At 49.8% G+C, this 20,132-nt stretch carries 18 protein-coding genes and 1 tRNA gene; 7 read left to right on the top strand and 12 right to left on the bottom strand.

Features of this window, described 5'->3' with window-relative positions:
- Positions 1 to 3: 3 nt before the first annotated feature.
- From BGX12_RS06220 to BGX12_RS06210, 3 genes are all read left to right on the top strand, one after another.
- Positions 4 to 1,692, top strand: a complete 1,689-nt coding sequence (locus tag BGX12_RS06220) for a M3 family oligoendopeptidase (RefSeq protein WP_109735225.1) — start codon at positions 4 to 6, stop codon at positions 1,690 to 1,692.
- A gap of 115 nt (positions 1,693 to 1,807) precedes the next feature.
- Positions 1,808 to 1,892: transfer RNA gene (locus BGX12_RS06215), tRNA-Ser, on the top strand.
- Positions 1,893 to 1,976: 84 nt separating this feature from the next.
- Entirely contained in the window at positions 1,977 to 2,291 is a 315-nt protein-coding gene (locus BGX12_RS06210; protein ID WP_109735224.1) for a hypothetical protein, read from the top strand.
- A gap of 155 nt (positions 2,292 to 2,446) precedes the next feature.
- Here the strand turns inward: BGX12_RS06210 and BGX12_RS06205 are convergent, their stop codons facing one another.
- The 6 genes from BGX12_RS06205 to BGX12_RS06180 all read right to left on the bottom strand — a co-directional run bounded on the left by BGX12_RS06205 (position 2,447) and on the right by BGX12_RS06180 (position 9,338).
- Positions 2,447 to 2,944: a PAS domain-containing protein gene (locus BGX12_RS06205; protein WP_109735223.1), complete on the bottom strand. Its 498-nt coding sequence runs from the start codon at positions 2,942 to 2,944 to the stop codon at positions 2,447 to 2,449.
- Entirely contained in the window at positions 2,941 to 4,335 is a 1,395-nt protein-coding gene (locus BGX12_RS06200) for a LamG-like jellyroll fold domain-containing protein (protein ID WP_158278182.1), read from the bottom strand. The genes BGX12_RS06205 and BGX12_RS06200 overlap by 4 nt, the downstream gene beginning before the upstream one ends.
- Positions 4,328 to 5,167, bottom strand: a complete 840-nt coding sequence (locus BGX12_RS06195) for a TIGR02147 family protein (protein WP_109735221.1) — start codon at positions 5,165 to 5,167, stop codon at positions 4,328 to 4,330. Before BGX12_RS06195 ends, BGX12_RS06200 begins: the two co-directional genes overlap by 8 nt.
- Before the next feature lie 306 nt (positions 5,168 to 5,473).
- Positions 5,474 to 7,084 (bottom strand): cellulase family glycosylhydrolase, encoded by a 1,611-nt coding sequence (locus tag BGX12_RS06190; RefSeq protein ID WP_233246285.1) that lies wholly within the window; start codon positions 7,082 to 7,084, stop codon positions 5,474 to 5,476.
- 122 nt (positions 7,085 to 7,206) lie between these two features.
- Positions 7,207 to 8,076, bottom strand: coding sequence for a TIGR03915 family putative DNA repair protein (locus tag BGX12_RS06185; RefSeq protein ID WP_233246284.1), 870 nt, complete (start codon positions 8,074 to 8,076; stop codon positions 7,207 to 7,209).
- 2 nt (positions 8,077 to 8,078) lie between these two features.
- Entirely contained in the window at positions 8,079 to 9,338 is a 1,260-nt protein-coding gene (locus BGX12_RS06180) for a putative DNA modification/repair radical SAM protein (protein ID WP_109735218.1), read from the bottom strand.
- A 164-nt stretch (positions 9,339 to 9,502) separates the two neighbouring features.
- Between BGX12_RS06180 and BGX12_RS06175 the strand changes: the two genes are divergently transcribed.
- The 3 genes from BGX12_RS06175 to BGX12_RS06165 all read left to right on the top strand — a co-directional run bounded on the left by BGX12_RS06175 (position 9,503) and on the right by BGX12_RS06165 (position 13,331).
- Entirely contained in the window at positions 9,503 to 10,561 is a 1,059-nt protein-coding gene (locus tag BGX12_RS06175; RefSeq protein ID WP_109735217.1) for a LuxR C-terminal-related transcriptional regulator, read from the top strand.
- A gap of 251 nt (positions 10,562 to 10,812) precedes the next feature.
- Complete coding sequence (locus BGX12_RS06170) at positions 10,813 to 11,877, top strand: family 16 glycosylhydrolase (RefSeq protein WP_109735216.1); 1,065 nt, start codon at positions 10,813 to 10,815, stop codon at positions 11,875 to 11,877.
- Positions 11,878 to 11,969: 92 nt separating this feature from the next.
- Complete coding sequence (locus BGX12_RS06165) at positions 11,970 to 13,331, top strand: GntR family transcriptional regulator (RefSeq protein WP_109735215.1); 1,362 nt, start codon at positions 11,970 to 11,972, stop codon at positions 13,329 to 13,331.
- 467 nt (positions 13,332 to 13,798) lie between these two features.
- On the opposite strand, the gene BGX12_RS06155 is transcribed toward BGX12_RS06165, so the two are convergent.
- From BGX12_RS06155 to BGX12_RS06135, 5 genes are all read right to left on the bottom strand, one after another.
- Positions 13,799 to 14,533, bottom strand: a complete 735-nt coding sequence (locus BGX12_RS06155) for an IMP cyclohydrolase (protein ID WP_109735213.1) — start codon at positions 14,531 to 14,533, stop codon at positions 13,799 to 13,801.
- 156 nt (positions 14,534 to 14,689) lie between these two features.
- Positions 14,690 to 14,953: a hypothetical protein gene (locus BGX12_RS06150; protein WP_233246283.1), complete on the bottom strand. Its 264-nt coding sequence runs from the start codon at positions 14,951 to 14,953 to the stop codon at positions 14,690 to 14,692.
- A gap of 98 nt (positions 14,954 to 15,051) precedes the next feature.
- Positions 15,052 to 16,506: an Asp-tRNA(Asn)/Glu-tRNA(Gln) amidotransferase subunit GatB gene (gatB, locus tag BGX12_RS06145; protein ID WP_109735212.1), complete on the bottom strand. Its 1,455-nt coding sequence runs from the start codon at positions 16,504 to 16,506 to the stop codon at positions 15,052 to 15,054.
- 43 nt (positions 16,507 to 16,549) lie between these two features.
- Complete coding sequence (locus tag BGX12_RS06140) at positions 16,550 to 16,999, bottom strand: PIN domain-containing protein (RefSeq protein WP_109735211.1); 450 nt, start codon at positions 16,997 to 16,999, stop codon at positions 16,550 to 16,552.
- Between the two features lie 31 nt (positions 17,000 to 17,030).
- Positions 17,031 to 18,107 (bottom strand): hypothetical protein, encoded by a 1,077-nt coding sequence (locus tag BGX12_RS06135; protein WP_109735247.1) that lies wholly within the window; start codon positions 18,105 to 18,107, stop codon positions 17,031 to 17,033.
- Between the two features lie 109 nt (positions 18,108 to 18,216).
- On the opposite strand from BGX12_RS06135, the gene BGX12_RS15625 reads away from it, so the two are divergent.
- Entirely contained in the window at positions 18,217 to 19,587 is a 1,371-nt protein-coding gene (locus BGX12_RS15625) for a hypothetical protein (protein ID WP_199220734.1), read from the top strand.
- A 262-nt stretch (positions 19,588 to 19,849) separates the two neighbouring features.
- Here the strand turns inward: BGX12_RS15625 and BGX12_RS06125 are convergent, their stop codons facing one another.
- The gene (locus BGX12_RS06125; protein ID WP_109735210.1) at positions 19,850 to 20,047 is read right to left on the bottom strand and encodes a hypothetical protein; all 198 of its coding nucleotides are present in this window, start codon (positions 20,045 to 20,047) and stop codon (positions 19,850 to 19,852) included.
- Between the last annotated feature and the right edge of the window lie 85 nt (positions 20,048 to 20,132).

The raw sequence follows: 20,132 nt of genomic DNA, 5'->3' as shown, positions 1-20,132 counted from the left end.
CATATGAGTCGTTTTTTTGTACCCGAGAATTTTAATGTAGATGACGTAAAGCAGGTGGATTCTTTATTCGCATCTTTGCTGGACGAAGAAATCGAAAACTCCCCCGCAGCCCTCCGCAACTGGATTATGAAATGGAGCGAGCTAGGTTCCGTATTACAGGAAGTAAGCTGCCGCCGCTATGTGGCCATGACTTGCAATACTGCAGACGAAGAAGCCGCAAAGGCCTACGAATCCTTCGTCGAAAATGTGGATCCCATTACCAGCGAATACGACGACAAGCTGAACAAGAAATTGATGGCACATCCCGCAAAGGATTTGCTGAAAGATGAATTCGGCGTGTGGTTCAAGAGCATCCAGGTATCCCTGGACCTGTTCAGCCCCGAAAACATTCCTCTGGAAACGGAAGAAGTGAAGGCAGTCCAGGCTTACCAGAAGATCACTGGCGGCATGAGCGTGGAATTTGACGGAAAGGTTCAGACCCTGCAGCAGTTGGGCGCCTACCTGGAACGTACGGACCGTGACCTTCGCGAAAAGGCATGGCGCGTCACCTGGGAACGCCGCATGCAGGACAAGGAAGCTCTGGACAAATCCTTCGACGAGCTGTTCGCCATCCGTAACAAGATCGCAAAGAACGCTCACTGCAAGGACTACATCGACTTTATCTACATGGCCAAGCGCCGCGACTACACGCCCAAGCATTGCAAGGACTTCCACGAAAGTGTGGAAAAGCTGGTGCTCCCCCTGCTGAAGGAAATCTACAAGAAGCGCGCTGCCAAGATGGGTCTTGCAGCACTTCGTCCTTGGGACTTGAACGTGGACCCGCTGAACCGCGCTCCCCTTACGCCTTATAACTCCGGCGACGAGCTGATCGAAAAGGTGGACCAGATTTTTGAAAGCATTCACCCGCAGGCAGGCAAGTGGGCCCGCCAGATGCAGGCCCAGAAGTTGATCGACCCGGATTCTCGCCTGGGTAAGGCACCCGGCGGCTACCAGATTGGCTTTGACGAATCCCGCCTCCCCTTCATTTTCATGAATTCCGCCAAGACGGACCGTGACATCTATACGCTGCTCCACGAATCCGGACATTCCTTCCATCAGTTCGCCCTGGCCAACCAACCTATCCTCGCCTACCGCGACGTCCCTTCCGAATTTGCGGAAGTGGCCAGCATGAGTATGGAACTGATCGGCATGAGCAACCTGAAGCCGTTCTACGGTAACGACCAGGAATCCCTGAAGCGCAGTGCGGAAAACGAACTGGAAGACGTCATCTGGTTGTTCCCCTGGGTGGCAAGCATCGACAGCTTCCAGCACGAACTTTATAGCCGTCCCAACCACAATGCAGCCGACCGCGAAGCGATCTGGAAGGGCATCATGGACCGATACGACGCCGGCGTGGACTATTCCGGACTTGAAATGTACCGCGACAACATGTGGCAGAAGCAGCTCCACCTGTTCGAATGCCCCTTCTACTATATAGAATACGGCATTGCCCAGCTGGGAGCGCTCCAGGTGTGGGCAAATTTCAAGAAGGATCCCCAGAAGGCCATTAACGACCTGTTCAAGGCAGAAAGTTTGGGCTACAGCGTGTCTGTTCCGGACATGTTCAAGGCTGCAAACATCAATTTTGACTTTACAGCCAAGACCATTGAACCCTTGATGCAGACCGTCTGGGACGAACTGAGCAAATTTTAAGGACTTAGCGAAACTTTTTTGATAAAAATGAAGTTTTTTTTCAAAAAAATCAAGAAAAATGCGCAAAACGCCTTGACAAGCGTCGAATATAATTATATATTTGGCGCACATCCTTGGAGGGATGGCCGAGTGGTTGAAGGCGCACGCTTGGAAAGCGTGTTTACCTCGCGGTAACGAGGGTTCGAATCCCTCTCCCTCTTCTAAAACAAAACTTCTGAAATGTTTTGGACAAAGCATTTCAGAATTTTTTGTAGGAACACAAAACCTTAACTTGAGGTACTAAGATGGCTGACGATCAGAGAGTTTATCTTGACGATATTTACGCAAGTGAAGAATGTCAGGGTTCCGTCTTCCGCGCTGTTGTTATGATGGCTCAGGAAGCTCGCTTCATCAACAAGCAGGCTGGCCAAGGTTACATTCAGCTGACCAAGAAGCCCACCACCATCGCCATGTACAAGTTCAAGGAAGGCAAGCTCTCCATTTCCGACAAGAAGGCAAACGATTTTGCTAACGCAGAAGAAGTTGTCGAAGAACGCGAAATGACTGCAGAAAACGCTCAGCAGGTTACCGCTGCAGCAGACGATGCATTCGGCGACTAATCCTACAAGAAAACAGTTTAAGAAAGGCGACCTTCGGGTCGCCTTTCTTGTTTTACGCAAACATCTATAACTCCGCAAATAGGAAAAGCCGTCGGCGTAGCAGTGCCGACGGCTTTCTTTTGTTCTGTGATTGAAAGATCTTTTCTAATACAGGATTACTTTACGGCTTCCTTCAGGTGATAAGCCTCAGGATAGGCAACCGCAGCGCATCCATCGCAAAGCATGCGAAGACGGGTCTCCCCCATGTTGGACACACGGACACTGCAACCGCAATGAGAGCAGCGAGCCAGATAAACCATGGCAAGCTTGTTTTCACCAACAGGAGCGGCAACAGATTCACCCTTACGTAAAACCACATTGCGGAAACACATTTCGCCGGCATCGTTCTGGAACACTTCACGAACGATCATGCAGTCAAAGCTACGGCCTTTACGGTTTTTGAGACGAGCCTCGAAACGATCCCCTTCGGCGGCATTCCTGAATTCGTCCCAGTCCTTGACGTGACGGTACAGGTCAGTAACGTAATGCCACTGGACCTCGGATTCCTCGAACCCGAACATGCGGCAGAAACGCTTGTTACCACTTAGGAGACGGCCCTGAGCGTTAACCTCAAAAGTGGCCAGGTCTATGGTATTCATTTCATTGGTAGTCATAGTGCACCTCCCTTGAGATTGTACCTGTAAAGTACATCGGCTGAAGTTATTGCTTTTTTACCCAATCGCACATCATCCAGCATAAGGTTCAAGTTTTCCTTACCAAAGAAAATCGGTTCGTCGGAACTTTCCAGCAGCTCAATCTGAGTCTCCTTTTCTGCCACCAGATTTCCGTTTTCATACATTCTTATAGTTCCAGCTTCGAATACCACGACCAAGTGGAACCAGGAATCAAATTCAACATTCTTGCTAGATACTGCAGCATTTTCGCAAGAGAGGCTATCGCCGGAGCCGTCTGCCAGGAAGAATGCCAGTCGGGCGCCTTCCGCACCGCAGCCACCCTCAACAAGAGCCAGGCTAAACACGTCATGATCGCCTTCGGCACCGAAGCCCAGCTTACCCATAATATTCTTGCGGTAACCAGAGCCGGACTTTGCGGAATCCAGCTTGAGCAAGAGCTCTACAGTAAACTGGTCTGCACTATCCAGGGCACCATTATCATTTTCAACCACACCGAACTGGTCTGCACCACGGAGAGCCAGAGCCTTTCCGAATACACCATCCACAAGTTCCGCGTCGCCATAAAGCAGGATGCCATCCGCATGACCACGGGCGTCACGGAGGGTGCGCTGGCTAGCATCCACAGAGGCATAGTCCATAGACCACCAGCTGAACAGGCCGTATTCCGTAGACAGAGGCAACTGAACCACGTTCTTTTCGGCGTCTGCGGTACCGAAATTAAACCTGACGGTATCGCCCTCATTCACAAATACACGTTCATCGCTGGCAGGCAGCGGTCCAGACAAGGTTGCATCATCCCGGGTTGCATCCAGCTGATAGACAGCATCCACATAGCGAATGGGATCCGGAGATTCCACCATCACCGCGTAGGAACCCACGGGAATACCCTTAAATTCAAACAGGCCGGCAGAATCCGTTTCGGTAGACCAGGAAGTACCCGGCAGGGAAACCACAATCCCCTTCCCCATCAGGCTGGAATCCAGAACCACACGGCCCTTCAGGGAGGTAAGTTCCGCCATTTCCAGGGAGAGGCCTTCCTGCTTCTGACCAGAAAAACGAACGGTCCTGTAAAGAGCCATCGAATCGGACTTTGCGGAAAGTCCATAAACGCCCTGACGATACAGCGGGAAGGCGAACTTTCCGGAGCCATCCGTCGTATCCGTATAGACCAAGGTATCCACATTCATATGGCGTGCTACCACAGCAACACCAGGCATGGACTGCCCCTTGGAATTCACCAGAATACCGGCCAGAGTGTTAGTCTCTTCGCTAACGCCGCCAGCCACATCCGTGGAGCAAGCTGCAATTCCCAGGAGGGAAGCGGAAGCAAAGAGGACTCCAAATCCTAAAACATGATTCCACTTAAACATCGTTATCCTCCTGGCCATAGGCCTTTGACAGAGGGAACAACTGCATGTTCAAGCGGTATACGCGCTCTTCGCCGGTAGATTCCACAGCAATAGCGGTAATACGGCGGCGGAAATCCGCAATTTCCTTTACGATCTTATGATAGGCGGATTCGGAAATGCCCATGGTAAGACCAGAAACGTCACGTTCGTTCAGCGGCACCTGATCCAAAGCCTTGATCGCAAGCTCCCCCATCTGGCGATGCATTTCGCGAATCGCCATGGAAGCCACATTCAGGTCGCCCGTGGAGATGGACTTTGCACCCTGAACGTAGGAGCCATCTTCATTCTTCTTCAGCAGGCCGGACTTTTCCAGAAGCTTCAGGGACTTTTTCACCTGGGAAGCATCTGTATCAAAAACACACTGACCGGCAAGCTTGGCGGCAGAAGGCGCCTTGGAAGCGGGAGCCAGTTCGCGAATCACCGGGTTCAGCCAGTTTTCGAAATAGTCGTACTGTTCCTCGCCTACCAGGGTCACAGAATTTTCCCTAGCCAGCTTGCGCATCTCTGCGAAGTAGGACTTCTGCTTGTCCAGATCCTTTTCCTGGTTAAAAGCAACCAGAACACGGAAATACTGCAGATCCACACCCACAAGGCCCATGGCGGAAGCGACACGTTCTACGCCGACTTCGCTAAGGTTTGCCTTGCTATCGCAGACAAGTTTCAAGAACACCGGAGAGGAATAGCCTGCGTCGCGGGCAAAATCACGCCACGTAAAACCAGAACGGTCCTTACGTTCCGCATAGTAGTCGCGGATATAAAGGCGATAATTGTTGTATTCCATCACGGGTTTCATACATTTCAAATATAAATTCCATTTTGGTCCTAGTCAATAAGTCTATGATACAAAAACTTACTTTTTATTAAATTTTTGACGTTTTTATACAAGAAGTTCCGTATTTTTCACAAAATCAAGATACAGACATGCAAAAAAGCATGATACGGGTCATACTAGACCCCCTATATGATACAAAAGCGGTTTATCCATAATACAAGATGTACCATAAAGAAATAAAGGGATGGACGGCAATCGAAAAGCCCCCGTCATCAAACGACGGAGGCAATGGATTGTCCAGAAGTCTACTAGAAAGTATTCTTTGAACTAAAGATCCTTAACGACCAGAATGCCGCCTAGCTCCATCTTCGGATACTGGCGCATTCCTTCACCACCCTTGCCTTTATCCAGCACTTCAAGCAGTTCGCCTGTCTTAGAGTACAGATGAAGTTCCCATGGGCCGTTTGGCGCATTGAAGTAACCGGAGTTCTTCTGCACATTGCGCTGGAATGTTCTATTCAGACGGTCAGCCACACTACGGGCCTGGACTAGGGAAATTTCTGAAAGTTCCCAGGAGATAGGAACTCCGCCCATGTCGAAAATCAGAAGTGCTTCGGGGTCGGAATCCTCCTTCATGGTAAACTTCCAGCTAAAGTTCTGCCAGCTGGTGGACAAGTCAAGGATACGACCGTTTGCATAGGGCGTATAACTATCGGAATCCTTCTTGATGTTCACGTTCAAAGTACGGGGCTTATCCGCCTTAGCGCGCATACTGAAAATGTAAGTCACACCGTTACGGAGGTCCAACTTCTGCTTGAACTGAAGATTCCAGGAATCCTTACCGCCATTCTTGATTTCAAAGCGGGCAACCCCTTCCTTGGTCTTGACGTTAGCCTTTCCTCCCCAGAAGTCCACCGTCCAATCGGAAAGAGGTTCCTCGGCAGAAAAATTTCCATTCTTGATCAAGTTGGAAGAAGGAACCTGAGATTCTATGACGTAATCCTTGTTCTGGATAAAGCTAGGAATGACGCTAGTATTCAGGATGCCATTGGGACTATCCAGACAGATTTCCTTACCCCAGGGAACCAGAGTATTTACGGAACCATGGATAGTCATGTCCATTTCGGGGCTATCAAAGTTACCCGGTCCCCAGCTCCATGCCATCCAGCCGATGTTCAGACGTTCCGCTTCCGCCATAATCAGCTTGTAAGGAATGTCCTTGGCACCGCCTACGGCCACAGGGGCGAATTCACCCACGATCAAGGGCAACTTCTTATCAACAGAAGCCTTCAGGACTCCCTTGACGCGATCTTCCACAGTCGCATAACCGGTAGCATCGGCATCATGATGTTCCGAGGGCCACCACATGTGGATGGAGAACAGCACATTGTGTTCCGGGTCAGCCTGCAGAATGCGGGGACCCACTTCCAGAATATTCTTTTCGCTCTGGCCCCACATATCCGCATCGATCATGATGGGAACGCGGATGCCAGCGGCACGCATCTTGGTCACAATCAGGTTATAGGCAAAGAAGAATTCTTCCGAATCCTGCACCTTTGCGCCTGGTTCGTTACCCACGTTAATAATCAAGTACTGCTGATGATTGCTGATCATCTGCAGGGTTTCATCACGAAGCCAGAAAGACAAGGCGTCCGGCAACTTATCCCAGTTACCTGTGGTATCGTGGATTTCGGGAATAGGAATCATGCCATTTGCAATGCAAAGGCTGATGATATTATCCAGGTCACTTACACGACCACGGGTGTTCCAGACAATTCGAACACAGTTTGCGCCAGTCTTGGCGATTTCGGGAATAGTCTTTCCTTCGCGGTCCGTCCAGATAAACATATGGTTGACACCACGAAGAATCGTCCGTTCATTATCCTTACTATACAGAAAACGGTCCTGTACGAAAAAGCCAGGTTTGACCGATGCCATGTTCATATAAAAATTTTCTCCAATTTTCAAAAATAAAGATACAATTATTTAAGAATGAATGGCATAGCATGATAAAATTATCCAATCTTATAGGGGAAAATCGCTTCAATTTTACACAGGCATTACCGAAGCAATACTTGAGCTCTCGAATTCGCTTTTGCAACATCCGAAGGAAGCAAAGTAGAAGGGCTACTTCGGGTAAATTTCGGGTTAATCCAGTCCGACTCCAGCCAGGTTGCAGGAGAAGCCTCCCTTTCGGGAAGATGTTTCCAGTAGCGTACAGGCAAACACCTTTTAAGAAGTTTGGGATTTTCACGTTCCTTGATGGAAATCGCTTTATAGAAGTCTTTCCACATCTCTTTGATGGAATCAGGAGGCAACCCTGCCGTAACTTCCTTGATGTCGGGAACAGAAACTTCCATGACCCCGCAACCGTCATAATAAATCCCGTAATTACGTCTAGAATCGTAAATAGCCCAGCGTTCATTGGCAAAACGGCTACGGAAATGGCCGGCCAGGAGAGTCACAATATCGTACTTCGGTTCAATTTCCGCAAAATACGTTCCATCCTCCAACTTCGTAAAACGGACCATCCCCCGCATATCCCCCGCTTCGCGACGGACAGACTGGGCGATCATATAGAGCGGAAGCATTTCCTCGGAGGTGGGATTCTTCCCGTAGTTCTTATCTATACCGGAAAAAAGCTTCCGGAGAAAAGCCAGCATTTTCATTTCGACGCCAGACTCCTCGGAACGGAAAACCGTATCCAGCAGGTAAAGGACATCTTCGCTGGCGGCATTCACGATAGCCCGTTTCAGACGTCGGGCGGAATCCGGATTTGTTTCCACCCAGAAAGGCTGCATGAACAGATCTTCGGAAGTTCCTTCAAGACGATCCGGACGGATATCGCCAACACTCAGACGTTGACGGTAAATTTCAAAGACGACACTGAGAAAGCCGTCGAATGTAGAATCATAACTGATGGATAACATGATTAAGAAGCCGAAAGAAGTAAAGGTTGATCGTTAAACAAGTCCAGCTGAACAGGTTTCGCCTGCTGTATCAGGAGAGGGCGGACCATCTCGGGATAGAGCCTGCGGAGACTCGCGGGTGTATCCGGATGGTAGATGAAGTATTTTGCACGTTTCAGGACGACACCCATCTTCTTGAGGCTATCCAGCCGGATTTTTCCGTAGCGACGTCCGGAGGCGATCAGCTTTGCCGACTTGACGCCAATCCCCGGGACACGTAACAGCATTTCGTAGTCCGCCGTCTGGATATCAATGGGGAAAAACTCAGGATGTCGCAATGCCCACCCCACTTTCGGATCCAGTTCCAAATCCAGATTGGGATGTTGCTCATCCAGAATTTCGTTATACTCGAACTTGTAATACCGCATTAGCCAATCCGCCTGATAAAGCCTGTGCTCACGGACCAGCGGGGGCTTTGTGGTAATGACGGGAAGGCGCTTGTCCGCATTGATGGGCACATAGCCGGAAAAGTAGACTCGTTTCATCTGCTGTTGCTTATAGAAACCATTTGACAGAGTCAATATCTGGTAATCAGTCTCCCCCGATGCGCCTACAATCATCTGGGTGCTTTGACCTGCAGGCAGAAACCTGGGGGAATATCTGGAAAAATTACCCCCCGCATTGTATTCCAGCTTGCGTTCCGCCAGATAGTTCATAGGCTTATAGATGCTAGCGTGATTCTTTTCGGGAGCTAGATACTGCAGAGCCTGATCCGAAGGAATTTCAATGTTCACGCTGCTGCGATCCGCATAAAGTCCCGCTTCGTGAAGCAGGCTAGCAGACGCGCCGGGAATTGATTTCAGATGGATGTAACCCCCAAACTTATGGACAGTACGTAGTTCCTTGGCCACTCTTACGAGACGTTCCATGGTTGCGTCAGGGCTCCCCACCACAGCGGAACTTAAAAACAGCCCCTCGATATAATTGCGGCGGTAAAATTCCAGAGTCAGGTCAATCAGTTCCTTGGGAGTGAAAGTCGCCCTAGGAATATCGTTACTGCGGCGATTGACACAATAGGCGCAGTCATACTTGCAGGCATTGCTCATGAGGACCTTTAATAGGGAAATACAACGTCCATCGGCAGCCCAAGTATGGCAAACTCCAGCCTGACATCCATTTCCCAATCCACCTTTGGGAGTAGAACGATTTGACCCGCTAGAAGAACAGGATACGTCATATTTGGCAGCATCTGCCAGAATATTCAATTTTTCCCTTACATCCATAAGTATCCTCCAGCTTTTTACACTTTTGTGCATTTATTCTTTTGAGCACTAATAATATAAGTATTAGTGCCCATAAAAGCAAGTGTACCCTGTAGTTTTTTTATAACATAATTTTGTAGACATTTAATCCAAAAAAAGTGTAGACAAAAGCTAAATTTGTCTCCATGTTAGAGAGAACAAGGAAGCAAGAATTGACTAACCGTCAATTCGAAATTTTGAGGCTTTTGCACAAAGGCCTTACAAACGGCGAGATCTGCCGAACTCTCAACATCTCCGAAAACACAGTCAAGGTACATCTGGCCAATATTTACAAGATCATGGATGTGACCAATAGGACTGAAGCAGTATCTGCCTCCAAGGATTTTTTTTCCAATCCGGTCAAAAAACAGGAAGTTCGCGTCATCATCGGCCATAATGACGATATCAAGAATTTCCCCCTAGCCCACAATCTGTTCCTCTCCATCATCGAAGCGCTCCATGGCTATCGCCTGTTTCAGATCAAGCTTTGCCAGATGAACGAAGTAACGGATGACTGCATTTATCAAATCAAGCTTTCGGTACCCCAGAAAGAAGAACAGTCCCTTCATATCACTTTGCACCAGGCGGATGACTCCTCTTTGCTCTGGTCCACCCTGCAAAAAATTGAGAGTAGCGACCAATTACCGCTTCTAGCCACAAGAATCGCAATCCAGCTTTACCGCCACATGCAGCTTTCCGCAACGGAAGTATATATCCGTCATCCGAAAGTTTCTCCAGCCTGGTGGTACGCCTCCAGCTATGCTTCCATAAAGATGGAAAACCTTTGCAAGGAAGATTTCGAGACCTACAGGAACATCCTGGAAATCCTGCTGCAGACGGAAATCAATAAGGACTATATATCCTGCATCCTGGCCTCCACCTATTACTTGGCCATTGAGAAACTTTGGGTGGCCCCTGAGGAATTCACCCGGAGAATTGGGGAAATTGCCTGTGCCACTATGCGGGAAACGCCTAATTCCACAAATTCCATGTTTACCATCGCCCTCTACAACATCCTCATCGAAAAAAAGAACGAGGCCATCGATTATCTGGAGGGCATCCTGACGGTCAATCCTCTTTGCATCAACACTCGAAAGGTTCTGGCACAGGTCTATCAGCAAATGGGTCAGAAAGACAAAGCTGCAAGGGAATTAAAAGAGCTGGAACGCTTCACGGGCTATTCCATTCCCACAAGAACTAGTTAAGTATAGCCCATATGGGCTATGGCAATTAACCCATAGCATAGGTATATTTGAGGCATAAGATTAGGGGTAAGGAGGAAGACGTCTTTTTTAAGACGTCTTCTTTTTTTTCAGGCTTTTTTATCGAGCTTCGAATATAGTAAATAAAAAGCACGGATTCATTCGATACAGTAATTACACTATTCCGTCCAGTAATATTGTATAGCCAAAAAAGCGTATATAAATTAATACCGGTGTACGAGAAAGGAGAACAGATGAATCTCAAGAAAGCACTAGCGTTTCTCGCAGTAGCAACAGTATCCGTTATGGCTCAGAACAAACAATATTCCGGCGCAGAACTTTACTCCAACGAAGAGTGGTTGTACGGTAAGTATGAAGCCCGTATGTACATGGGAGCAATCTCTGGAACAGTGAGTTCCATGTTCCTCTACAACAATGGTTCCGAAATTGCCGACGGTCGTCCCTGGGTGGAAATCGACATCGAAGTTTTGGGCAAGAATCCGGGCAGTTTCCAGTCCAATATCATCACCGGCAAAGCCGGCGCCCAGAACACCAGCGAAAAACACCATACTGTAAGTCCCGCAGCCAACGCAGGATTCCACACTTATGGCCTGGAATGGACTCCGGACTATGTCCGCTGGACCTTGGACGGCAAGGAAGTTCGCAAGGCCGTCAAGGGAAGTCAGATCGTGAACGGTCAGGACCAGGTTGCCGCACTCAACAAACCGCAGGGCATCCGTTTTAACCTGTGGTCTCATGAAGATGCAGGCTGGGTCGGCCCATGGGACGACAGCAAGCTCCCCGTCTTCCAGTTTATCAACTGGGTGAAGCGTTACGAATACACTCCGGGCAAGGGCCCCGATGGATCCGATTTCACCTTGGATTGGACCGACAACTTCGACACCTTTAACGCCTCCCGCTGGGGCAAGGGCGACTGGACTTTTGATGGCAACCGCGTCGACCTCACCAAGAACAATATTTATTCCAAGGAAGGCATGCTGATCCTCGCCCTTACCAGAAAGGGTCAGGAAATGTTCAACGGCCAGGTTCCTGTAGATAACGAAGAAAATTCTCAGCCTCAGCCGGCAAGTTCCAGCAGCCAGCAGCAGAACCCCTGGCAGCCCGCTAGCTCCAGCAGCCAGCAGCAAAACCCCTGGCAGCCCGCTAGCTCCAGCAGCCAGCAGGTCCTCCCGGACGCCATCAAGAACCTGCACGAAGTCCAGCTGAACAAGAAGAGCCGTGGAACCTTTAACGCCAAGGGCGAACGCGTAAACAAGGCTGGTGCAGCCAACTACCGCGTAGACTTTGACCTGAAGTAAAAAGATACTCCAACCCCAAACAACCCAACCTGTACGGTGTAAGCCGTACAGGTTTTTTGTTGATTTCGGGACATTTTATTATCTTAGGACTCGTGAAAGAAATAATTGTCCAGGCACTGTTAAAGACAAATCACAAGGATGGGGACAGACTCCCCTCCGTCCGTACCATCATGAAGACCTATGGCGTCTCTTCCGGTACGGTTCAATCCGCTTTAGGTCAGCTAGCACAGGATAATGTCATTTGCAAGGTACAGGGTAAAGGCTGCTTCTGGGGCAATATTCCTATGCCAAGCAATATCCCGACGGTCAGGCTTTCCACCATGGAAAAGCTGAGCCAGAAGTTCGATCGCGACCTGGAAAGCGGAAATATCAAGTTATCCCAACCTCTCCCCCAAAGCAAGGAATTGTCCATCCGTTATGATGTATCCCAGAATACCTTACGAAAGTTCCTAAACGAGAAGGTGGAAAGCGGGGTGCTGACAAAATCTGGACGTCACTACAGTTTCAAACGGAAGGACGAAGGGAAACAGAGCCAATGTCTAAGCCAGGTCGTATTCGTGACCCGCTGTAACAGCTGGGGCGGTTTTACAGCAGAAAGCGAACGCGAATTGGACTTCCTGCGATTTGTCTACAAGACCGCAGGTAACAACCATTACAAGCTGATCCTGTTGGGCTATAACGAGGAAACATCCGCACTGTTCGACCGCAGCGGCAACCCCTGCAGGATACAGGACTTCCCTAACGCAGTGGGCATTATCATCTCTACCCTGCTGGTGCAGAAGTTTAAGCCCCTGCTGGAATACTTCACCAACACGAAGATTCCCGTAGCCGTGTGGTGGGAACATCCCGAAGAAACCGTGCCCAAGCAGTTTATCAAGAAGGATAACTGGGTGTTCTTCAACTCCACCTTCGGGAAGAAGCCCGGACTTGAACTAGGCCGTTTCCTCAAATCCAGAGGGTATGCGGAAGTGAACTACTTCTCCCCCTACCACAATAGTTCCTGGTCCTTAGACCGTATGGAAGGACTTGCGGAATCCGGCTTGATGGTCCATCCCTTTGTGGACAGCCAGTATGCAAGCCCCTGGGATTTTAAGGAAATCGCCCGAAAGACCGTTGAAAAACACAACGTGGAAATCTGTGCCCGCAATATGGAAAAGGAAAAGCTGAAGGACCTGATTCAGCAGGCAAAGAAGTCCAACTGTGTTGCAGAAGCCATCCCCTGGGTCTGTGTCAATGACGAAATCGCAGGCCTCTTCCTGGAACTGGACACTCCGGAAGAAATCCGATTTTTCGCTTTCGACAACTCCGCAGAAAGCTATTTGCTGCGCCTTCCCTCTTATGACTTCAACACAGAAGCCCTGGTGGAGCATATTTTCTATTACCTAAGCAACCCCGACGCATTCTTCGGAAAAAAGAAAATCCACCACATTCTAGGAAACGTGGTGGAAAAATGAATGAAGTCGAGTGCAGCAAGAGTAAGCTTGCTTACTCTTATTGCCGAGACAAATGAATTGCACTCTTCGAGTGCAAATAGTGAGCTGAGTGTCGCAGAAAATGTTTACATTTTCTATGACCGAAGCAAGCGAATGCCCTCGAAGAGGGCCAATGAGGAGGCGAGAGAAGCGCGAATGCTTGCATTCGCATTTCCGAGCCGACGAACTTAGGCTCGCGTAGCGAGCAAAAGTGAGCACATCCGATGCTGACCTGCGTCAGCATGACTTTCAGAAATCACTTACTTATTTTGGCCCGCGACGCTCGGCTTACTTATTTTGGCCCGCTGCGCGGGCTAAATGCTAGCCTCGGCATAAAATCATGCAAGCATGATTTTGCAGCATTCGGCTTACTTATTTTGGCCCGCTGCGCGGGCTAAATGCTAGCCTCGGTCATGGAAATGAGCAAGCTCATTTCCGCGACGCTCGGCTTACGCATTTTTGTTAACGATCAGGGTCTTTGCCTTGAAGGTCTTGCGGTCGATGACCTTAACCATCAGGGAAACCTTGTTGTCCTTATCCAGGGCATTCCAGTACTTCTTCAGATTTTCTTCGGCTGTGTCGAAGATGGGCATGAGCTTCGGAGAGCCTTCGAAGGAAGGAATGGGCTTGCCATCAGTCACGTAAGTGCTGATGAAGTGGCCGAGACCCGGAAGAGCCTTTTCGAATTCGAAAGTAGCACGTTCGCAGCCAGCGTCTTCGCAGTTGTTGCGGGACTTGAGAATGCTTAATTTGTACAAAGCCGGCTGAGCGTTCTTGTAGTGGATACCGGAAATACGGGGAGTGAAGTTGGGTGCGTCATCTTCGTACTGACGGGTAGCAAGAGCGCTTTCGAAGGTGCCGCCCAGCTTGATGGCGTCGTAGATGGTATCGGTCTGGTCACCGTTGGTAATGATCTGCACATCTGCAGTGTGGCGAGCCGGATAGTAGATGATGAGGTGCGGGTCGGTGAGCTTGGATTCATCGAAAGCCTTGGTCTTCATGAAGCCAGTCTTCGGTTCCATTTCGAACACGCGGTTGCGGCTGTTGACGCTGCGGCCCATGATCCAGTAGACCTGCACGAAGGACTTGCCATCGGGGCTAGTGCCGAGGACGATGCCACGACCAGGATACGGGTTCTTGGCGAGAGCCTTGAAATTTTCTTTTGCTTCATCTGTATAAGACATATTGTACCTCTTGTTAAAAAATTTTCAGGTCGCTTCGCTTTGAGGTCGGTCACTACCGTTCCCTTTCAGGTATGAGGCTATTACACAACATAACTACGCTCAAAAATAACTAGACCTCACACCTCAAAGCACCGCAAGGTGCGACCTCATACCTCACTACCTTTTCGGGTTATAATTGTTCATCAGCACCATCGCTAGCGCAACGCATAGCATCACCACACTTCCAACTACCACCTGCTGTTTATGGTTATACTCGCGCTTGATGTAGCTGGGGTTCTCTTCATTCAATTCCTGCAGGCTAGGACCTTGAGCAAGCTTTGCCGAGTCGAGTCCACACACTTCCGCGATTTCCTCATCACTCATATTCACGGTGTTGATGTTTAAGGAATCGCAGCGACTTGCTGTCGTGTTGGATGTCACTGCTGCAAATGAAACCGCCGGCGTCAGTGCGACGCAGGCGATTGCAAAAGCGAGAATGCCGAGAGCCTTGCGCAACGTTCTTCTTCTGCGAAAAACGATTATTCGGCGGCCAGCTTGTCGAGGATTTCGTTCACCATGGCGGGGTTTGCCTTACCGCCGGACTTGCGCATGGTCATACCCACCAGGAAGCCCTTCAGCGCAACCTTACCGGCCTTGAATTCAGCGAACTGGGCAGCGTTTGCAGCACAGACTTCGCGGACGATAGCTTCGATAGCGCCAGTGTCAGCCACCTGGACCAGGCCCTTGTCCTTCACGATCTTTGCAGGATCGTCGCCGGTTTCGAACATTTCGGCGAAGACGGTCTTTGCAATCTTACCGTTGATGGTCTTGTCTTCGATGAGGTTCACCAGAGCGCAGAGCTGTTCCGGCTTGATCTTGAGAGCTTCGAGGCCACCTTCCAGATCCTTCATCTTGGCCAGAAGTTCGGTAATGACCCAGTTGGCCAGAACCTTGCCGTTCTTGCAGTTCTTGGAAGCGGCATCAAACCATTCGCTGATGTCGCGATCGTCAGTCAGCACCTGTGCGTCGTATTCGGAAACGCCAAGTTCACTCATAAAGCGTGCGCGACGTGCGTCCGGCAGTTCCGGAAGAGTGCGACGGATTTCTTCCACGAAGGCAGGATCAGTCACGAGGCGTACCATGTCCGGTTCCGGGAAGTACTTATAGTCGTGAGCGTCTTCCTTACTACGGATGACGATGGTCTTGTCGGCGTTGGGGTCGTAACGCTTGGTGCACTGCTCCACTTCCTTGCCAGCGTCCAGAGTGGCGGACTGCAGGTAGTATTCAGCGTTCAAGGCCTTTTCCAGGTTGGTGAAGCTATTCAAGTTCTTGATTTCTGCACGGGTGCCGAAGGGAGCGTCTTCGGAAGCGCGCAGCGAAATGTTACCGTCGCAGCGCATGTTGCCGTTTTCCATGTTTGCATTGGAAACGCGGGTGTATTCCAGAGTCTGCTTGATCTTCTTGAGAACGAGAACCGCTTCTTCCGGGCTACGGATATCCGGTTCCGTGACGATTTCGCAAAGGGGCGTACCGCAGCGGTTTGCGTCGAAGTGAGAATCGGTGGGGCTCATGTCGTGAATGAGCTTACCGGCATCTTCTTCCATGTGGATACGGGTAATGCCCACGCGCTTCTTGGTGCCGTCAGCCTTGATGATTTCCAGCCAGCCGTTCTTGCAGATGGGATGGTCGTATACCGGAAGACCACCAGTCTGGGTGATCTGATAACCCTTGGGAAGGTCCGGGTAGAAATAGTTCTTACGGGTCCACATGGCGTTCAGGTCGATTTCGCAGTTGAGAGCGAGACCCAGGCGGATAGCATATTCCACAGCCTTCTTGTTGGGAACAGGCATGGCACCGGGCATACCGAGGCAAACCGGGCAAACGTGCTTGTTGGGGCTGGTGTTCACTTCAATTTCGCAACCGCAGAACATCTTTGTCTTGGTAGCGAGCTGGCAATGGATTTCGAGACCAATAACGGTAGAATAGTTAGGCATATTAGCTCCAATAAATTTACGGAGCTAAATGTAGAAAAAGTATTTACACTTCGTCCAACGTCACCACAGGAATATCCGTGGCATTGGCGAAGTTTTCATTTTCAGTCAGAATGCAGTCTGCGCCGTTTATAAATGCGGTGGCTAGACGGATGGATTCCGCTTCGGTCAGCTTGTGGTTGGTACGGTTAGCGGCTGCAAAAAGTTCCGCAGCCTTCACGGCGATTTCGCCATTTACATCACACAACTTAACGTTGGAAGAATGCTCGAAGAACTCGCGGTACTGGCGGGCAAGAACCCCCTCCCCCGCAACACAGGCTTTCTGGGAGAGTTCGAACAAGGTAACGGAAGATGCCAGCAGGGTAATGTTCTTTTCGTAGGCATAGTCCAGCACTTCGGACACCACGGGATAGTAGTCCGGATGCATCTGCAGGAGACGCACCACAGCGCTTGTATCCAGGAATAAAATACGGGACTTTTCTATGGCCTTGTTCATAAATACGGGACTAGGGATCCAGCGGATTCAATTACTCGTAAATTTCCATCTGGGCAATGTCTTCACGCATGCCAGCACGGACCATCCTGAAGCGTTCAGCCTTGGGATAGAAATACCACAGCCACCATTCACCGCTAATGTCGGTACGCTTCGTCTTGATAACCTGGGGTTTTTCACCCTTGTAGAAGTCACGCTTGTGAGGAATGACATTTTCGAAGGGACGATAGGTATGAACTTCGTCGCCAGCCTTACGTTCGATGAAACCATTACCGCCCTTACTCCAGGTGATGGTCACCTTGCCGTTTTCATCCTTCTCTTCCTTGCAGGAATCAAAGCCACTGTCGCACCACTTGAACTTCTTGTAAGTGAAGGACTGTTCCGGGAAATTAAAGGTCTCTGTAACGCGGCGGTTGCCCTTGAAGGTATTGTAATCGCCTTCCAGGGTGTAGGAGCCTACGTTATAGTCGTTACAGCCACGCTGTGCCACCTTCACCTTACGGTTCACCAGGGCAATGTCCACGGTGCAATCTTCTTCGGTATAGGAAAGGCGGATGTTGCCATTGGATTCACGGGCTTCCACGTTACTAGCTTCAAATTCAGCACGGTTGCCGAAAGGACCGTTCTGGATGACAATTGTAAAGAGACGAGGGTTTGTAGGAGACTTCTTCAAAGTCACGGTACCAGTAGTGGAAGCATAAACACCACTCAGGTCCTGGGAGGCCTGCTTGAAACGGGCGAGATCAGCACGCTTGACCCAGAGTTCGTCGCCCAGCTTACACTGGATGGGAAGATACTTGGGAGGTTCAGCGGATTCCACAGGTTCCCAGTAGTATACCTTCTTCTTCTTGAGTTTGAATTTAGGCTTGCCCTTCTTGTCGTAAACCTTCTTGCCCTTCTTCATGACATAGACGGTATCTTTTACGATTCTAGACTTCTTGACGGAATCCTGAGGAGGAGGCAATTCCTTGATCCAGTCGGAAACGATCAGGGATCCTGCCGGATTGGATTCATCAACAACGTTCTGGTATTTACGAAAAACAGTAAGAGTTTCCTGTCCGAAAGCGAATGTGGACAAAATAAACAGGGCACAAATAAGAACTTTTCTCAAAATCAACCTCACTTGGGCCTAAAATTAGCTTTTTAATGATGTTTTTTCCCTTCGTGAATATTTTTTTACTACAATTTGATTGTGGAATTAGTGAAAGGAGTTCCTTAATATGAAAAAAATGTTCCTCGCATCTTGCGTTCTGGCAGCAGCAGTTTATGCTCAGAATGCAGCCCCCGCAGCAGAAGCTGCACCGGCAGCAGCACCCGAAGCAGCTCCCGCCGCTAACGCAGCCGCACCGGCACCCGTAGCTGAAGCAGCTGCACCTGCCCCGGCAGCAGAAGCCGCAGCACCGGCACCGGTTGCTGAATCCGCACCTGCAGCCGAACCTGTCGCAGAAGCAGCCCCCGCAGCTGAAGCACCGGTTGCAGAAGCAGCTCCCGCAGCTGAAGCAGCACCGGCAGTAGAAGCAGCTCCCGCAGCAACCGAAGAAGTTGCAGCAGCTACTACCAACGACCAGCCCAAGAAGAAGAAGCGTCGCAAGAAAAAGAAGATGATCGAAAACGCTGTGATGTCTGTTAACCAGATTAACTTCGACATCAACGCTGACTTCGAATTGGAAGCAGGCAAGACTTTCTGGACCAGCGAAAATGACGACCTGGGCGACAACTTCGAAGTGTGGAACGGCGAAGCAAACTTCGCTGTCCTCGCCGAAACCGACGACTTCAAGGGTAAGATCGGCATCGCATTCTATCCTGGCGACCTCTCTACCGGCGACTACGACACCAAGAAGGCAAAGCGCGAAGCTATCCGCACCAACTCCAACGATGTAGCCGACTACTTCTCCCTGGATGAAGCATGGGCCCAGCAGGGTACCGAATACTTCACCTTCAAGGTGGGTCGTTGGGACAACACCGACAAGAGCGGTGACTACTTCGGTGGCTACATCGATGGTTACCTGAACGGCTTCCTCTCCACCCAGAAGTCTGAAAACCAGTTGCAGTTCGGTTTCACCCCCTCTGACAACCTGGACATGTACCTCTCCTTAATCAGCGGTTCTTCTAACCTGAACAAGGGTGACCTCCGTGCAGCATTCAACTTCCACGGTCTGGAAGGTCTGGAAGGCCTGAAGGTTCAGTTGGCATACCGTGCAAACCTGTTCGACGCCATCTATGACGCCGATGCAGAAATCAAGCACAACATCTCCGCCAAGTTCAACCTCCCCCTCAATGCAAACTTCGGCATCTTTGCTGAAGCAGCCTTGATGGACGCTTCTAACGAAATGAACCTGCCGGTGACCGGTGGTATCGCAATCTTCACCAAGGTTGTGGACCGTATCATTCTCGAAGCTGAATACGTTAAGGACCGTGCAGAATGCGGTTACGGCGTAAGCGCTAAGCAGAAGCACGTTAAGGACGTTCTCGGTGCATTCTACATCGAAAAGGCCTTCACCGACCGCTTCAGCCTGTCTGCTGGCTTCCACAACTTCGGTTCCACCAGAGACTACATGCTCTCCGGCAACCTGGTTGGCCGCATCAACTAAGAGACCGTTCGCGTAGTACGTCAGGTATAGAACCTACGATTTACGCTCACTCTCATAAAAAGTCCTCGGTTTTTACCGAGGACTTTTTATTCACAGACCGTTCGCAGTTCATCTCTAGAGTATCAGCATTTGCTCGCGATTTTCTGTGGATGAAAGTACGTACTTGAAGGAATTTTTCTGGATAAAAAGAGCGAGGTCGCTTTTGCGATCTCGCTTCTTTAATCACTAGCGCTTGGGGCTAGCGGCATCATTCTCGTAGGTATTAGAAGCCCTTGCGGTCCAGTTCCATGATAAGGGACTGGAGGGAGTCTTCGACACTGGAACGGAAGTCGGAGGAGCCAACGCTGCAGCTTGCTACAACTTCTTCACCCTTGGTGATGCGGATGATGGCGAAGCCAGCTTCCTGAGAGAAAGACACGTTAAGACCCTTGTTCAAAACCTTTTCCAAAAGATCGCGCATTAGAAAAACTCCTTTCTGGTGAAAATAAAATTGATGTCCTTAAATTAGGCTTTTTTACTTGGAAAAACAAGATGAAAATTGATTT

The organism is Fibrobacter sp. UWR4, assembly GCF_003149045.1.
GTDB lineage: Bacteria > Fibrobacterota > Fibrobacteria > Fibrobacterales > Fibrobacteraceae > Fibrobacter.
The sequence above is the reverse complement of the archived record's forward strand: the minus strand, read 5'-3'. Positions and strand labels throughout refer to the sequence as shown.

Bases quoted from the DNA above. Each gene is read 5' to 3' on its own strand.
- BGX12_RS06220 (WP_109735225.1), top strand. From the start codon at position 4: ATGAGTCGTTTTTTTGTACCCGAGAATTTTAATGTAGATGACGTAAAG.
- BGX12_RS06210 (WP_109735224.1), top strand. From the start codon at position 1,977: ATGGCTGACGATCAGAGAGTTTATCTTGACGATATTTACGCAAGTGAA.
- BGX12_RS06205 (WP_109735223.1), bottom strand. From the start codon at position 2,944: ATGACTACCAATGAAATGAATACCATAGACCTGGCCACTTTTGAGGTT.
- BGX12_RS06200 (WP_158278182.1), bottom strand. From the start codon at position 4,335: ATGTTTAAGTGGAATCATGTTTTAGGATTTGGAGTCCTCTTTGCTTCC.
- BGX12_RS06195 (WP_109735221.1), bottom strand. From the start codon at position 5,167: ATGAAACCCGTGATGGAATACAACAATTATCGCCTTTATATCCGCGAC.
- BGX12_RS06190 (WP_233246285.1), bottom strand. From the start codon at position 7,084: ATGGCATCGGTCAAACCTGGCTTTTTCGTACAGGACCGTTTTCTGTAT.
- BGX12_RS06185 (WP_233246284.1), bottom strand. From the start codon at position 8,076: ATGTTATCCATCAGTTATGATTCTACATTCGACGGCTTTCTCAGTGTC.
- BGX12_RS06180 (WP_109735218.1), bottom strand. From the start codon at position 9,338: ATGGATGTAAGGGAAAAATTGAATATTCTGGCAGATGCTGCCAAATAT.
- BGX12_RS06175 (WP_109735217.1), top strand. From the start codon at position 9,503: ATGTTAGAGAGAACAAGGAAGCAAGAATTGACTAACCGTCAATTCGAA.
- BGX12_RS06170 (WP_109735216.1), top strand. From the start codon at position 10,813: ATGAATCTCAAGAAAGCACTAGCGTTTCTCGCAGTAGCAACAGTATCC.
- BGX12_RS06155 (WP_109735213.1), bottom strand. From the start codon at position 14,533: ATGTCTTATACAGATGAAGCAAAAGAAAATTTCAAGGCTCTCGCCAAG.
- gatB (WP_109735212.1), bottom strand. From the start codon at position 16,506: ATGCCTAACTATTCTACCGTTATTGGTCTCGAAATCCATTGCCAGCTC.
- BGX12_RS06140 (WP_109735211.1), bottom strand. From the start codon at position 16,999: ATGAACAAGGCCATAGAAAAGTCCCGTATTTTATTCCTGGATACAAGC.
- BGX12_RS15625 (WP_199220734.1), top strand. From the start codon at position 18,217: ATGAAAAAAATGTTCCTCGCATCTTGCGTTCTGGCAGCAGCAGTTTAT.
- BGX12_RS06125 (WP_109735210.1), bottom strand. From the start codon at position 20,047: ATGCGCGATCTTTTGGAAAAGGTTTTGAACAAGGGTCTTAACGTGTCT.